16 protein-coding genes are annotated in these 15,077 nt (G+C 49.4%); 2 read left to right on the top strand and 14 right to left on the bottom strand.

All coding sequences use genetic code 11. The annotated features are described in order from the left end of the window. Positions 1–26 precede the first annotated feature (26 nt). From AC1S5B_RS12855 to AC1S5B_RS12840, 4 genes are read right to left on the bottom strand one after another with little or no spacing between them, the layout of a single operon-like run. Complete coding sequence (locus tag AC1S5B_RS12855; RefSeq protein ID WP_482036064.1) at positions 27–671, bottom strand: ureidoglycolate lyase; 645 nt, start codon at positions 669–671, stop codon at positions 27–29. Continuing rightward, the gene (upp, locus tag AC1S5B_RS12850; protein WP_482036063.1) at positions 607–1,299 is read right to left on the bottom strand and encodes a uracil phosphoribosyltransferase; all 693 of its coding nucleotides are present in this window, start codon (positions 1,297–1,299) and stop codon (positions 607–609) included. The genes AC1S5B_RS12855 and upp overlap by 65 nt, the downstream gene beginning before the upstream one ends. A 17-nt stretch (positions 1,300–1,316) precedes the next feature. Beyond that, positions 1,317–2,603, bottom strand: coding sequence for a URC4/urg3 family protein (locus tag AC1S5B_RS12845; RefSeq protein ID WP_482036062.1), 1,287 nt, complete (start codon positions 2,601–2,603; stop codon positions 1,317–1,319). After that, positions 2,603–3,877 carry a GTP cyclohydrolase II gene (locus AC1S5B_RS12840; protein WP_482036061.1) on the bottom strand — a complete coding sequence of 425 codons (1,275 nt, stop codon included), beginning with the start codon at positions 3,875–3,877 and terminating at the stop codon, positions 2,603–2,605. The genes AC1S5B_RS12845 and AC1S5B_RS12840 overlap by 1 nt, the downstream gene beginning before the upstream one ends. A gap of 605 nt (positions 3,878–4,482) precedes the next feature. On the opposite strand from AC1S5B_RS12840, the gene AC1S5B_RS12835 reads away from it, so the two are divergent. Continuing rightward, entirely contained in the window at positions 4,483–5,289 is an 807-nt protein-coding gene (locus tag AC1S5B_RS12835; protein ID WP_482036060.1) for a FecR family protein, read from the top strand. Positions 5,290–5,313: 24 nt separating this feature from the next. Further along, entirely contained in the window at positions 5,314–7,626 is a 2,313-nt protein-coding gene (locus AC1S5B_RS12830; protein WP_482036059.1) for a CHASE2 domain-containing protein, read from the top strand. Positions 7,627–7,765: 139 nt separating this feature from the next. Here the strand turns inward: AC1S5B_RS12830 and AC1S5B_RS12825 are convergent, their stop codons facing one another. The 10 genes from AC1S5B_RS12825 to smpB all read right to left on the bottom strand — a co-directional run bounded on the left by AC1S5B_RS12825 (position 7,766) and on the right by smpB (position 15,043). After that, positions 7,766–7,972, bottom strand: coding sequence for a DUF2283 domain-containing protein (locus AC1S5B_RS12825; protein WP_482036058.1), 207 nt, complete (start codon positions 7,970–7,972; stop codon positions 7,766–7,768). 37 nt (positions 7,973–8,009) lie between these two features. Further along, positions 8,010–8,276, bottom strand: coding sequence for a type II toxin-antitoxin system RelE family toxin (locus tag AC1S5B_RS12820; RefSeq protein WP_482036057.1), 267 nt, complete (start codon positions 8,274–8,276; stop codon positions 8,010–8,012). Continuing rightward, the gene (locus AC1S5B_RS12815) at positions 8,273–8,482 is read right to left on the bottom strand and encodes a hypothetical protein (protein WP_482036056.1); all 210 of its coding nucleotides are present in this window, start codon (positions 8,480–8,482) and stop codon (positions 8,273–8,275) included. Before AC1S5B_RS12815 ends, AC1S5B_RS12820 begins: the two co-directional genes overlap by 4 nt. A gap of 25 nt (positions 8,483–8,507) precedes the next feature. Further along, the gene (locus AC1S5B_RS12810; RefSeq protein WP_482036055.1) at positions 8,508–11,294 is read right to left on the bottom strand and encodes a DNA methyltransferase; all 2,787 of its coding nucleotides are present in this window, start codon (positions 11,292–11,294) and stop codon (positions 8,508–8,510) included. 111 nt (positions 11,295–11,405) lie between these two features. Next, positions 11,406–11,879 (bottom strand): type II toxin-antitoxin system VapC family toxin, encoded by a 474-nt coding sequence (locus tag AC1S5B_RS12805; RefSeq protein ID WP_482036054.1) that lies wholly within the window; start codon positions 11,877–11,879, stop codon positions 11,406–11,408. Then, entirely contained in the window at positions 11,876–12,097 is a 222-nt protein-coding gene (locus AC1S5B_RS12800) for a hypothetical protein (RefSeq protein WP_482036053.1), read from the bottom strand. Before AC1S5B_RS12800 ends, AC1S5B_RS12805 begins: the two co-directional genes overlap by 4 nt. A 193-nt stretch (positions 12,098–12,290) precedes the next feature. After that, positions 12,291–13,526, bottom strand: a complete 1,236-nt coding sequence (gene mutY, locus AC1S5B_RS12795; protein WP_482036052.1) for an A/G-specific adenine glycosylase — start codon at positions 13,524–13,526, stop codon at positions 12,291–12,293. Continuing rightward, positions 13,444–13,779: a DUF760 domain-containing protein gene (locus tag AC1S5B_RS12790; RefSeq protein WP_482036051.1), complete on the bottom strand. Its 336-nt coding sequence runs from the start codon at positions 13,777–13,779 to the stop codon at positions 13,444–13,446. Before AC1S5B_RS12790 ends, mutY begins: the two co-directional genes overlap by 83 nt. A gap of 108 nt (positions 13,780–13,887) precedes the next feature. Next, positions 13,888–14,493: an adenylate/guanylate cyclase domain-containing protein gene (locus tag AC1S5B_RS12785; RefSeq protein ID WP_482036050.1), complete on the bottom strand. Its 606-nt coding sequence runs from the start codon at positions 14,491–14,493 to the stop codon at positions 13,888–13,890. Positions 14,494–14,575: 82 nt separating this feature from the next. After that, the gene (smpB, locus tag AC1S5B_RS12780; RefSeq protein ID WP_482036049.1) at positions 14,576–15,043 is read right to left on the bottom strand and encodes an SsrA-binding protein SmpB; all 468 of its coding nucleotides are present in this window, start codon (positions 15,041–15,043) and stop codon (positions 14,576–14,578) included. Positions 15,044–15,077: the final 34 nt, after the last annotated feature.

The raw sequence follows: 15,077 nt of genomic DNA, 5'->3' as shown, positions 1-15,077 counted from the left end.
CTGAGGTTTAGCTTACAGCGATTTACTCAGCAAACACTACCCCGGCTAGAATCCGGCACAATTTCAAAATCTACTCCATAGGTTTCGAGCAAGTTGCAAGTGTGATGATCTACTTCATTGGTATCGCTTAGTTCCAAACTATAAAAGTCGATGGTTGCTTGCTCAAAATAGGGTCCTGCGTGCCAAGTTCCCCCATGCAGCTTAATAAAACAGTTGCCTGGAATCCGAAAGGCGGTGATACTTTCCCACTCTGGAATAGCCGCTTCAGTGGATGCTGCTACTGCCATCAACCATTCTTTCCCTTCTAATGCGCCTAAGCATTGAGTGCAGCGTTGGTGTCGAGTAATGTGGTTGAATTTAAGTCCGCGATTGTGTTGACGCATGATGTAAAGGCGCGGGATGCCGTTTTGAAGCTGAAGTTGGGCATCGCGATCGCTATAGGGCTGATCATCTGGGCAGGCAAAAATTACTTGTCCAAAGGGTAGAAATGCCTCTGGGGTAATCACTTGAGGATGCAGTTTCACCAGCAGATAAGTTTCCATAACGGTTCGGTGAAGATGGTTCAAGGAGAGTAGATTCAGGCTTAAATACCCTCGTTCCGCAGATTCATTTTGTACCAAATAGGCGATCGCCGGCATCACCCAAGCCCGGAATAATGTAGCCGTGTTCATCCAAGCAATCATCAATCGCCGCCGTGTAGATCGGCACATCAGGATGGTGATCATGAAAATTGGTGATCCCCTCTGGTGCTGCTAACAGGCAAACTAGCTTCAGCGATTTAGGATTGGTTTCTTTGAGCCGATCCACCGCCGCGATCGCCGAATTTCCCGTTGCAACCATCGGGTCTACCACAATCATGTCGCGCTCTTCAATATCGTGGGGCACTTTGAAATAATATTCCACCGGGGTCAGCGTATGGGGGTCACGGTATAGCCCAATATGCCCCACCCGCGCCGATGGCATCAACTGCAACATGCCATCCAAAATGCCCTGCCCTGCCCGCATAATCGAGACAATCACTAGCTTTTTTTCAGGAGCCAGCACGGGCGCTTTCATCTCTGCCAACGGAGTTTGAATCACCTCATATTTCAGCGGCAAATCACGGGTCACCTCATACGCCAGCAGCATACTAATCTCGGTGAGTAGCGATCGGAACTTCGCCGTACTTGTCTCCTGCCGCCGCATGAGGGTTAACTTGTGCTGAATTAAGGGATGGTCGATGACGGTTACTTTGGCAGGCATGGGAGGAGTAGGTATCAGGGGTAGGGTTTCAGGTGGAGGGATGTTAGAACTTGGCATTCAGCATTCGGCATTTTTTAAAAGACTGTGCCGTCACTGGTGATTTGAATGGGGGGGGTGCCGTTGGATCGAAGGTGTGCGGCAATTTGTCGTCCGGCTGTCCAGGTGCCGCCTTGGAGAATTTTGACGAGGGGTAGGTCGATCGCGGTCATGCCGAGTTTTTGGCGGATGGTAGCGGCGATGCGATCAAGCAAAATCACGGTGAGGGCACGCCATTCGACGATCGCTTCAGAGCTAACAAGCTGCGGTTGTTCCAGAATAGTTAAATCTTTCACTTGTAGCAGCCCTAGGTCAATGCATAAACCGCCGTTACGGTATTCGGGCAAGCCAGTTAACTCGTCCAGTCCAGTAATTTCTAAGCCAAGTTCTTGTAGGGGTTCGAGCAGGGAATAGGTGAGCCATTGGGAGAGTTTATGGAAAGGGATGAGGGAAGGGAATAGGGAATAGGCTTCGACGTGAGCGCTCAGCCGAACGGGAGTAGGGAACAGAGCGGAGTGAGTCCACACGTCACCGAGGTTCATTCTGGCGAGGGTGAGTCGCCCTGACCAAATGTCGCTGAAGCCTTCTAAAACAGCGCTGAAGACTTGGGCAGCGGCAAGGGTGCCGTTGTGAGATCGCGCTAGTAAGTAATCGACTAGCATTCCAGGGCGGGGAGATTGGGTGCCAAATAGGTGTGGATGGCGGGGCAAGGTATGTCCAAGTTGCTGCAACAATTGGGTGCGACCGGATAAACCCACAAGCGGATTTACAGCCGATACTTGAAAGCCCGTCGCTAGGGACTCTTCGGTGAGTGCTTGCAGCGCTTGGGCATCCACTTGGAGTGGGTGAGCGCGATCGCTAGAGAAAATCCCTTGACAGACCATCCAAAAGCTGGCGATCGCTAATCCTTCCGAGCGGCTGAATGTTTGACTGGTACTGGCTTCGGTGTAGTGCCATGCGGCTCCGGCTCCGGCATCCAGCAAGACGCTGACGATCGCCAAATCAAACTTGGCACGAGCTTTTTCAATCGGCGTTAACCCGCTTAGTAATTGCTCTAAGTAGATTAAGCGGCTGAGATTACCTACTTCAAAATGTCGCCAGCGGCTATGAAAGGGGATATCTAGACTAGGATATTCCTGTCGCATGACGCGCAGAACATAGTCGGCAGTAGGTTCTAACTGGGTTAGATCACAGCAAAAATGAGCTAGGCGATCGCTCAATGCCAGTTCAAATAGCTGAGTGCAGCGTTCTCGAATGGCATGAGGCGATCGCAGATAGGCAACCTGATCTAGCGGCTCGGTTAAAATATCGGATTCACTCAGCATTATTCAGCCAGATCCCGTCCTTTTATATCTGCCAGTCCCAAGGCTGATAGCACCGCTCCATCGGTGTAGTAGCCAGCGGCTTTCTTCGCTTCAATCTCCACCTGAGCATCTAAGGGAATCAGATCCTGGGGAATGGGGACACGCTCCACAATTTCGATGCCTGATTGAACCACAGCATCGTATTTCATGTTGCTCATTGAAATGAAGCGATCGATGCGGGTAATGCCTAGCCAGTGCAACACATCGGGCATCAGTTCTTGGAAGCGCATATCCTGGACACCCGCCACGCATTCGGTACGGGCAAAGTAGGCATCGGCGCGATCGCCCCCCTCTTGCCGCTTGCGAGCGTTGTATACCAAAAACTTGGTCACTTCTCCCAGCGCCCGTCCTTCCTTTCGCCAGTAGACAATGACCCCGGCTCCACCTTCTTGTGCAGTTTGCACACAGGCTTCGATGCCGTGAACCAAGTAGGGGCGACAGGTGCAAATATCCGAGCCGAACACATCCGAGCCATTGCATTCATCATGAACCCGCACGGCTAAGGGTTTAGTGGGGTCGGTAATGGCAGCCGGATCGCCCACCACATAGACCGTTGCACCCCCAATCGGCGGTAAAAACACATGCAAATCAGGACGGGTAACCAATTCTGGAAACATGCCGCCCGTTTGTTCAAACAGTGCCCGTCGCAAATCGGATTCCGTCACCCCAAGCCGCTGAGCAATTCCGGGTAGATACCAGACGGGTTCGATCGCCGCCTTCGTCACCACCAGATCGCCGCCCGCCTTCATAATCTTGCCGTCTACCTGCAAACGTCCTTTGGCGATCGCCTCCACCAGTTCGGGCATATTGATGTGAGCTTGAGTGACTGCGATCGTCGGGCGAATATCGTATCCAGCTTCATACAGCGAGGCATAGAGTTCTCCAACTAATGCGCCAAAGGGATCAAGCGAGACAATTTTTTGGGGGTCAAACCAGGCGGCATGAGGTCCAACCAAATCAGCGGGAGCCGTATTGGTTAAATCAGCGCGATGATCTGCCTGTAATTGCCCACTGGCAACCGCTAGCGCCCGATAGATGCCATAGGCTCCCGAATGAGAACCAATCACATTTCGCTGAGCAGAATTGGTCAACGTGCCAATGATCGCCCCTCGCTTCAAAGGATCAGCGGCTCCCCAGTGAATTGGAATGGGCTTGGGTCCAAACCGGGTTGGATGAGAGGTCAGAACAATATGCTTCGATTTTGTAGTGCCATTGCCATTTTTTTCAAGCGCCATAGATGCCCCCTGTTGCGGAAAAGCGAACTGAATGGAGTATGCGATCGACGTAGATGAATTAAGCCTCTCATCCTAGCAGCAAACGTTTGCTAGGAGAGTGATGCAGACGGCAGAAGTGAAGAAATGGCGAATGACGAATGGCAAGGTTTCCGCAGAGTCCTGCGCTCTAACACGGCAGCATCAGGATCAAATGAATCGGTTTGAGGCACAATAAAGGGTGCTGCTAGACACTGAGGTATTTTCAACATAACTCGTCGAATGTCGATAAATACTCCACTTCGCCCTACTCGATCTAGCATGACAAGTTCAAATTCATACCTTCATGAAACAACGCTAACTTTACGACTCTCTACGTAGAAACACGAGTATCTGGGATTATGAGAATGTCGTCCTAGAGGTTGGGGCAAAAGTGGACTGTTGGGATGTCCCACTGAAATGCCTACGTGAGTTAAGAGTATTTAAGTATTTTTTGTTTCATTAAATCTCAGTATGTATTTACTTATTATACTAAGGGATAATATCTACACTGGTTGCGTCATTCCCAATACACTCACATCAGGGTTATGAAACAAAGGACAATCCTTATAAGCGCACTCACTCTAGGCATGATTGGGTGTTTTTTTCATAGTTATGGGAATACCCAGCAATCCGTGCGAGTGCGAGTTGATCGCGTTTTAGAAATCCGAAGCATCGTTGGACGAGTCTCTTATTTAAGTCATACCTCTTCTCGTCAAGCCCAGGTAGGGGATACCTTGCGGAAAGTGGGGGATGGGGTTGCGACCGGCCCCCGTTCTAAAGCGATCCTATTTGTAGATACTGGCATTGGTGTTGTAGATGTTTCAGAGAGCGCTGATCTTCGCATTACAGGATTATCCTTGGCTCCAGACAATGGGCGAATTACTCGGTTAAGCTTAACCAAAGGACAGGCTCGCTTGCGAGTGCGCCGTTTTACTCATCGGGGTTCTCAGTTAGAAATTAAGACTCCTGCTAGCCTGAGCGGGGTACGGGGCACTGAATTTGGCTTAGCAGTGCAGCCTAATGGTAAAACCGGATTGGCGGTGCTTCAGGGGGCCGTTGTGAGTGCTGCCCAGGGGCAAGGAACTTCGGTAACGGGTGGATTTCAGAATGTCACCCTGCCTGGAGAACCGCCATCCGCTCCCGTACCCTTAAGAAACGATACTCGCTTGAGCTATGACTTTGAGCGAATCATTGAAGGGGGAATTCGCAAGATAAAGCTCCGAGGTCAGGTCGATCCCGTCAATAATGTCCTGGTCAATGGCAGCCCTCAAATGACCGATCGCTCTGGCAAGTTCACTACAAATGCACAAGCCTTACCTACGTCTCTATCCTTTCAAGTTGTGGTCACGACTCCCTTGGGAAAACAGCAAAGCTACTCGTTAGCGTTCCGATAATCTTCAGCGATATGCCCCAAAGCAATGAAATTTCCGATTCGGCGTATCCAAGACTATAGCTGGCGGCTGCTTCCAGGCAGTGCGATCGCTTTGGGTGGCGCTATTCTGTTGCAAATTGGTTTTTTTGCCCCACTAGAGCAAATTGCCTACAACACTCTATTTGCCCTGCGTGGCAAGCAGTCCTGGGACAATCGCCTGGTCATGGTTACGATCGACGACACCAGCCTTCAGCAGATTGGACGGTTTCCTTGGAGCCGACGCTACTACACCCAACTGTTGAATAGTTTAAAGCAAGCAGAGGCTAGCATCGTTGCCATGGATTTATTGTTTTCAGAGCCAAGCCCAGACGATGCTGCATTGGCACAAGCCATGATGGAGGATGGTCGTGTGGTGTTGCCTCAAGCTTCTGCCAAGGCAGAACTTTTGCAGCCAGTGCCCCAACTGCGTGATGCCGCGATCGCCATTGGGCATATTTTGCATTCAACCGATATGGATGGAGTCACCCGATCCATCCCACTGATTATTCAGGATTCTCCCGCGTTCGGGCTTGCCGTTGTCCAGTCCTACACCTTAATCCGAGAAACCACCCCTCCGCCTAATCTCAACCAACCGCTTTGGATTAATTGGGCAGGTTCGGTTCGGGAAATTCCACAATATTCTTTTAGTGACGTGGTTCAAGGACGGATTTCAGCCCAAAAATTTCGCAACAAGATTGTCTTAGTGGGGGTGACGGCAAGTGGATTCGATCCCCTGATCACACCCTACGATCGCAATCCACCTGCTAGCGGCATTCATCTCCATGCCGCTGTTATCGATAATCTACTTCAGCAAAATGAACTGAAGCCCCTGCATCCCTATTGGTTCCCCGTCCTACTTTTTGTGGTGGGACCCGGTCTGGGGTGGCTGTTTAGCGCCCAAAGCCAAAAAAAATGGATTCTGCTTTGGCTGGTGGTGACTATGGGCTGGGGAGGTTTTAGCCTGCGGATGTTTCAAGCCGCGATCTGGGTGCCTGTGGTCATGCCAGTAACGCTAATGACTCTCACCGCTCTGGCAACCTCGCTCACCGAACGACTCCGAAGCGATGCGCTGTTACGGAGAAAAGTGCAGCACCTTTGGAACATCCATCAACAAGATATTGTTCATAGTTCGCAGACGATCCAATCTCTTTTACCAAAAGATGAGCGGGGGAACTATCCCCCTAGCGTGGCACAGTTGGCAGTCTTGGCAGAGCAGTTTGGACGCTCTCAATCGACTCAGGCAGCGATCGCCAAGAGCCTGCCAGTTGGGCTGTTGGCATCCAATATGAAGGGACAGGTTTGGTTTTGCAATCCAGTGGCATCGGAATGGCTGAAGATTGGGATTGGGGATAATTTAAGCGCAACGTTGGTGCCCGATTGGTTGAGCCAAGCAGAGTTGGATGCGGAGTTTCAACGCCTACAACACCCAAAAAGCGAGTCGTCTTCTAAAGTTTTACAGCGAGACGATCGCTGGTTTGAGTTGAAGCTAGAACCCTTGACCCCTTACTTAACCAGGAAATCGGATCAATCTTCTGACCCCGATTTGGAAGGCTTTTTAGTGATTTTGTTAGATATCACCACTCAAAAGCAGGCAGAGGAAGCCCTGGCGCAACAAGTGCAAGAACTCCATCGGCTCAGTCAACTGAAAGACGATTTTCTGAGTACCGTTTCCCATGAATTGCGATCGCCCATGACCAATATTAAGATGGCGATCGAACTCTTAAAAATTTCCAAATCTCCCCAATCTTCTGCCCACTATCTCACCATCTTGCAAACCGAATGTAAGCGGGAAGTGGATTTGATTAACGACCTGCTGGATCTGCAACGGCTAGAAGCGGGTTCTCAAAACTTTTCGCTAGAAGCGATCGTTTTGGAACAGTGGCTTCCCCCAGTGATGGAGCCATTTTATCAACGGGCGGAGACCCACAACCAAACCCTCCAACTTGAAATAGCACCCCAGTTACCCCCGCTCGTTTCCGATCAGCCCAGCTTGGAGCGTGTACTGGCAGAACTGGTGAATAATGCCTGCAAATATACCCCAGCGGATGGGCGTATCCAAGTCACCGCAGACTCCACAGCTTCCCATCTCCAATTCGCCATTTGCAATTCAGGAGTGGAAATTCCAGAAGCGGAATTACCCCGAATCTTTGAAAAATTTTATCGGGTTCCCCACGCCGATCCTTGGAAACGAGGTGGCACCGGATTAGGGCTGGCTTTGGTGAAAAAATTGGTTGAGAGTTTAGGCGGCAGTATCCAGGTCACCAGTGGCTCTGGTCAAACCACCTTTACCGTTCGGTTTCCCTTGAATGCTGACCCGTGAAGAGTGAGTTCGATGAGCGCGATCGCACTCTTCACTCCCATCTAACAACGTCACGAAGTAAGCTGTGGATACTCTATTGGGGTGCCCAGGGACGACGATCGCCTTTCCCCGCTTTTCCTTTTTGTCTGAATTAAGGAGATTACGCAGCTAAAAGAGGCACTCCTAATGCTTGTAGATCAATCGTCTCTACGTTGCGAGAATAGTTATCTAAGGTAATAGCAACCACCTTGCCATCACTGTCATAGTCCAGAATTAAATCATCAGTGATGGTATCGGTTAACGCAACTGGTTTTGTGGTTAGCTCGATCGCTAGAGTATCTGTTTCAGGAAAATACTGGATTTTCATTGGGGTTCGTCACCTCGCTGCTGTCGCTTTTTGTCATTTAGGGAAAGTAACGGTACATTTCCTTGCGATGCAGGATTCTCAAAAAAACGATTTCAGTTTCGTCTAAGACTAAACCTATACGGTAGTTGCCTACGCGAATGCGATAGTAGTTTCCATCAGCTTTAAGTTTTTTGAGGTTGTTTAGATCGGCTAAATTGACTGCTGCTTCTACCTCTTCAATGACTGCTTGGACTTTTCGTAGCAAGTCGGCATCACGGAGTTTAGAAAGGTCTTTTTCAAAGCTCTTTCTAAACGTGACGATCACGCTTTTGGCTCCAAAAGTTGAAAGATGGTGTCGCGGCTAACAAACTCAGTGGTGTTGCCTTCAGCGATCGCGCGTTCCATTGCCATATCTTCAATAACTTCTGTCAGTAGCTCAGAAAATTCTTCGCGGTTGTCTCGCAGTAGTTCAACGATCGCGCTTTTCAAGAGTTCTTTGAGTTGCTCTGGGTTAAGCGTCATTTCAGACATGTTGCCTCCATGAGATAGTTCTACATTATGGTTTTATTGGTGCCCAGGGACCGACGATCGCTTCTCCCCGCTTTTCTTTGTCTGCCAATTCTAAGTTTAACGCCAGCAGTTTTTCGAGTAGATCATCGTCTGGGTTGAAGCCATAGGCTTGCAGGACGATCGCATCGAGTTTGGCATGGAGCTTGTAGAGTTGGCTGGTGGGTTCGTGGAAGTATTCGTTGTAGAGTTTAGTGATGCCCCACTGTTTGCGCTCCATTTGCTGCGATCGATAGTCGTGGAGTTCTTGGGCGGTGGCGCGGAGGTTGGTGATCAGGTTGGGGGCTGGGGTTTGAGGAAAGGGGAAGGTTTCAAAACAGGTGTTGTGAGTGTAGGCAATATCAGCTTTGAGTGTAGATTTTTGGGCGTGCATCCAGGTGCGATGAACGTTGGATGTAAGGATGCCGAAAACGTAGAAATCGTCTGAAGCGACAACCACTGATTTATCACCAGCCATCCAATTAGACGGAAAAGGGATAAAGATTGCCCATTTAGAAACTCTGGGTATTGCGAAGCAATAGTCAAGCGGGGTTAATGCTTTTCTCATTGCGGGTCTTTTCTCCCCATATTTCCACCAGTTGAGCTTAGTTACTTCTCTACGATTTTGATCACGTTCTGGCTTGACTGTCGATTTAACGTGATCGAAAGGTTGGGTATAGTCGCTAGCATCTTCAACAGACCTATCGTTGAAATCAATAATCCAGCGATCGGGCAAGCCATTAGGATTACCCGCAAGATTTGCGCCCATTGAGAATAGTTTGAGTACATCCCTGTTTCTTGAATCAGCTTTGATCCACTGATTGACTTGCTGTTCATCAATAATGAACCCTTTGCCAACGGGAATCACACCTTGAAAACACCAATTGAGATTTGCCTTTAACCGGGTGGCTTGGGAAACGTCGGTGTTCGATTTTAAGGATGAATTGATTTGAGAGACTTCTACATTGTCTAAAAAGTATTTTTCAGGTTTTACTCGGCTCCAATTCGCAATACTTACATGGACGTTTGCTTCCCCTGACCAGACTTGAGACGAAATTGCTTCATGGATATACCCATCGTTTTGTGTGATGTAATCTAGTGCAGCCGTTCGGCTTTTGCCTTGACTAATTGAATTTGTGCCAACCAATCCCGCTCGACCTTTTTCGCCAATTTGGTCATGTGCTAGCCGAAACCAATAGGCACAAAAATCAACCGAATCTTTGACATCGGGGAAACGGGCAAACACACGATCAATATACTCATCACTGAGATTCATCCGCATATGTTTTCCACCCAAAAACGGCGGATTGCCGATAATCGCGTCTGCTTTCACCCACTCCGTAAACAGCGCATCTTTGCAGACAATATTTTCATCCAGCGTATCCAACGGTAGGGCAGGTTGATCGTGGATATCGCACAGGTCGATCGCCACCTTACGAGCAATCATCAGCGTCACTCGCGCCAACTCCACCGCAAAGGCATTCGTATCCATGCCATAAAACTGCTGGGCGGTGACAAAGCCAATGCTCATCTGCCCCTGCCCACTTTCCGACTTGCGACGAGCATCAATCTTGTCTTGCAGCACTCGCTCCAGCCGTTTTAGCTCCAGATACGCCATGTAAAGAAAATTCCCCGACCCACACGCCGGATCAAGCACCTTGTAGTCGCGCAACTCTGCTTGCAAGATGTAGAGTTCCGCTAAAACGTTGGCATTGGCGATCTTCTCTTCCCAATAGCGCGTAATGGTGGGGCGCACAATCTTGAGAATGTCTTCCTCCGAGGTGAAGTGGATGCCGTGGGCGTGGCGTTCTTTGCTGTCGCTTTTGCCGATCGCTGACTCAAAAATGTTGCCAAAAATCGATGGGCGCACGGCTTTCCAGTCCTGTGATGCGGCGGCTTCCAACAGCTCCAGTTCTTTCTCGGTCAATTCCAGCGGTTGCACCTCCCGAAACAAGCCACCGTTGAAATAGTCCACCCCTTGATAGCGTCCGGCGGGCGTAATCCCCGGTCGATTCATCTCCTGAAACAGGTTGCCCAAAAGATCGTAGGTGTTGGAGGGTTTGCCCTGGCGCGATCGCTCCAAACAATCGCGCACAATGCCAATAAACAGATCTTTTGGCAGTAGATCTCGATCTTCCGCAAACATTGCCAACACACATTGCAGCACAAACCGCTGAGCAATCTTTGGATCAACCGCATCCCGCGATCGCTGAGTCAGCATCGTTAGCAATTCGCCCATGCGTCCCGCTGCTTTCTCCGTCACCGACACCAGATTGTTGTTGAAAACAGGCGCACGATCCAACTCTGGATTCATGAAGGTGAATGCCCCCGCGCGATCGGGCAAGCGCTCTAGGGGAATTTTCTCGATCGGCTCCTCGGACTGCTTGCGAAAGTCGTAGATCCAAAACTCATCAAAGTTGCACAGCATCACATAGCTAGGACACTGCAACTGCATCCAGTACGTCACCGCTTGGGCGTAATGTTTGTTGAGGTCTTCGCCCCGCTTCTTCATCTCAATCAGCAAATGGGGCTTCCATGCCAGATCCGCAAAGCCCATATTCCCTTTTTTGCTGCCCTTTTTTACCCGTGCTTCCAGGGTTGCCCCCGCTTCGATCGCCCCTTCATGCCCAAACGCCTGAAAAAAGCGATCCAGAAAATTCTGCGATTCCCCTTTCTCATCCCCTTTGAGATGCTGCTGGCAATACTGGACAAATTTTTGTAGGCTTGCAGGAGTGGATGTCATGGGGCTTTTAATTTGGAGGCTAATGTAAAGGGCGATCGCTCTCATTAACCGCATTCAAGCAGTAGGGAGCAGTTCTCTTACCCTGCGGTCAGAAGCTACAGAGACACTTCACGATTCCGCCAGTTTAAGCGCTGGGGAGCGATCGCGGCAGTTTTTTGACGGCAATCATACACTGCTGGAAGTCCTAGACTTTGGATCTATGACAACAATTCCATCAGATTGGAAGACTTGCCAATCGTCAATGTCATAGGTATAAACTTGTCGAACCCCGGCAACTAATGCAGTTGCAGCATGTCTTGCGTCATGTATCCGCCGAGCCGTTAATCGATAATTTGCAGCAAGCTCCAACATTTTCTTGCCAGCATCCACGCCTGTCTCCAATACTCGAATCTTGGACGGGTTTGTCACCAACAAGTTTACGGCATGGCTTGCCACTTCTGGTGTTTGAGTGGGTTGAGCGCCAATCCAGGTCAATGCGGCATAAACTTCAGCCAACACGCCTACCGATGTGCAGGCAGCAAACTCTCCTCGCCGAGCCGCCTCCACAATGGGTCGGACTTCAGTATGACGTGAATCGCCACTCAGCAACGCACCTATGAAAAGTCCTGCATCTAGAAATACCCAATCTGTTGTACTCATGGGTAAATCTCATCTTTCCACCCTTTTGGCACATAACCTTCTAGTACAGGCAGGGGTTGCAATTTCAGCTTGGGCTGTATGGTCACCGCTTCCCCATCTGGAAACTGCACAGTGAGGGTGCCTTCTTGCAGTGCCCTACCCAGAAATTCCTCAATTGAGATTCCTGCAAGCTGGTCAAGTGTTATTACGGGTGTCGCATCCATTATCAGCCGTCCCATATCGATACAACTGAGTGTTTTATATTTTTCTACGCATTTCTAAAAGGAGCTTTGCTTGAGTCTATAGTAATCGGGAACTTGGGATGAGGGGTCGGAAGACACGATCTGAGGGGGCGATCGCTCTAACCTCATAAAACCCATGCTTTTCTAAGAATTAGGACAGGAGAAGATGGCATTTTTGATTCGTACTTCCCTATTCCCTATTTCCTCGTGCTTTTTTCTTCAACGCTTCAATAATTTGCAGGTTAGCTTTGGGAAATGGATAGTTGTCTAAATCCGCAAGTTCGACCCAGCGGATTTCATCGCATTCGATCGCTTGGGGTTCGCCGCTCAGGTGTTTACAGTGATGCACGTTAAGGGTGACATGAAAATGGCTGTAGGTATGGTCTACCACGATCAGGCGATCGCCCACTTCAATCTCAATCCCCAGTTCTTCTCGAATTTCGCGCTGAATGCAGTCTGGAATCGTTTCGCCCGGTTCCACTTTGCCGCCAGGAAACTCCCACATGCCGCCCAGTAGTCCGTCGGGTTTGCGGCGATCGATGAGGATTTGTCCAGCATCGTTCCAGATGACGGCAACACCAATGATTTTGCGAGGAATCGGGGGACGAGTTTCAGTCATGGGAAGTTTAGTTTGAATGCCTTGAGTGTAAGCACAACAGTGGGGTTGCCAGGGACAGCGATCGCAGAGGGGATTATGGGGTAAACAAACTGTCGCGCCCAAATCCATCCAAGCTTGGTTAAAGTCGCGGGGATGGGCTGGATCGAGCAATGCTGCCGATAGCTGCCAAAGTTGGGCGATCGCCTTAGAGGTCGGCACGGGTAGGGCAACCAGTCGTGCCAGTACCCGTTTCACATTACCATCCAAAATGGGGGTTGGCTGGTCAAATGCGGCACTCAAAATTCCGCCTGCTGTGGTGCGTCCAATTCCGGGTAAGGTCAGCACCGTTTGCAAATCGGTTGGAAACGTGCCGTTGTGCTGACTCACAATGTCTTGGGCAGCGCGATGCAAGTTACGGGCACGGGCGTAATATCCCAAGCCTTGCCAGACTTTTAACACCTGCTGCTGATCCGCAGATGCCAGGGTTTGAATCGTGGGAAATTGGGTAAGCCAGCGATCGTAATAGGGAATCACTGTTTTTACTTGGGTTTGTTGCAGCATAATCTCTGATACCCAAATGGCATAGGGATCACGGCTGCGTCGCCAGGGTAAATCACGACCCTGTTGGCTATACCAATTTAATAAAGTAGACCGCAGATTTAAAATGACAGAACTCGGCAAGCGATCGCTCACCGAGTCTTTGGCTATCAATTCCCTGCCTGCAAGTTCGCGCAGATCAGCCTGCTTATTCTGCTGCCGCATCGGATGCGATCGCAAAGGATTTTTCAAACGCCATCCGTTGTTCAGCGTTACGGAGGAAATATCCACTCATCACTGCCGAAGCCAACAACCGACCCAAATCTTCGCGTGTCGTAGAAACCTGGACATCAAAACCATCGCTTGGAAGTGCCCCAAGCAACCCAATAATATTGCGTTCCACAACTTGAAACACTTCCGCAGAAGCAGGTCTGGACAACTGAGCGATCGTTTCAGCAGGCATCGACTGCACATATTGCAGCAGTGAATTGCCTTTCTCAATGTCGTCGGTGATAAATTCTGGCAAACGTTCTTGGTTATTCACAATCAAACCCTCAATCAAGCTGCGTTATCTTTCTACAAAACACTCTAACAACTGCGTTAGTTGTACCACAGTGAGTAGAACCGAACCAAAAGAGCAGGGAAATCCTGCTTAATTTCTCAAAGTGTGAGCCACCAATGATAAGCCAGAAATAGAAAAGTTTAGCGGTTCCCAGAATCGATCCGATGCATTAGATAGTTGCTGAAATGCATTATCGGTCAACATAATTTCATTTTGACGCGCCATATCTTCGCCCAGTTTGCTTGCCAGATTCATTTCGCTGCCATAAAGGTCACTGTCGCCAATCAGTAAAGTGGTGCCATATCCAATTCCAATGCTGGCATAAAGATCTTTATCATCCGGCAATCCTGTGTTCACGGCGGCAAATCCTTTCAAAATATCCACGGCTGCATTGACTGCTGCAGTGACTTCTGAAAACACCGCAAATAAATTATCGGCTTCTTGTTTAATCACCCGTCCTTGGTGATAGGCAACAATCGGCTCCGCGATCGCGCTCATCCGATGCACCATTGTCAAAAAGTGAATAATGCCGTGACGAATTGTCAGGCGCGAAAAACCAGATAAATCCAGTACCAAAATGGCACAGTCATGATCAAAAGTTTGATGGATGAGCGTGTCTATTTCACTTTCCCGCTCTGGATGTTCAATCCGTTCTTGCAGGAGTTGGTGCAGTCGCGATCGCGTGTTATCAGTCATAAGATTGCAGGAGGTGAGACATGAGACATCAGAAAACCATTCATCCATTCACTCATGCACCCCTCTCCTCAGCCAGCCTTTGTTACTGGTTTTTCATTGCCCGTTGCATATCGCGCTGATCATCCCGCCGTTTAATGTCTTCTCGCTTGTCGTGCAGTTTTTTACCCCGCGCCAGCCCGATTACAATTTTGACCCAGCCGCGCTTCATATACATTTTGAGAGGAACCAAGGTTAAACCCTGCTGCTCAACCTTTCCAGTCAGACTGCGAAGCTGATCTCGATGAAGCAACAATTTACGGTTACGGCGAGGATCGTGGTTATAGGTTTGACGGGTTGTGTCGTGGGGCGAAATGTGGACGTTCATTAAAAACGCCTCTCCATCTCGAATTAGGGCAAATCCATCCTTGAGATTGACCTTGCCTGCCCGAATCGATTTCACTTCGGTTCCCACTAGCTGAATTCCAGCTTCGTAGGTTTCCAAAATCTCGAATTGAAAGCGTGCGTAGCGGTTATCGCTAATAAGTTTGTAGCTGTCGTCCTTTTCACTCATGGTTTTATTCTAGGCTGACACGTTTGATTAATGA

The organism is Leptolyngbya sp. CALU 1928 (assembly GCF_056784215.1).
This window is presented reverse-complemented; position numbering and strand designations above follow the sequence as displayed.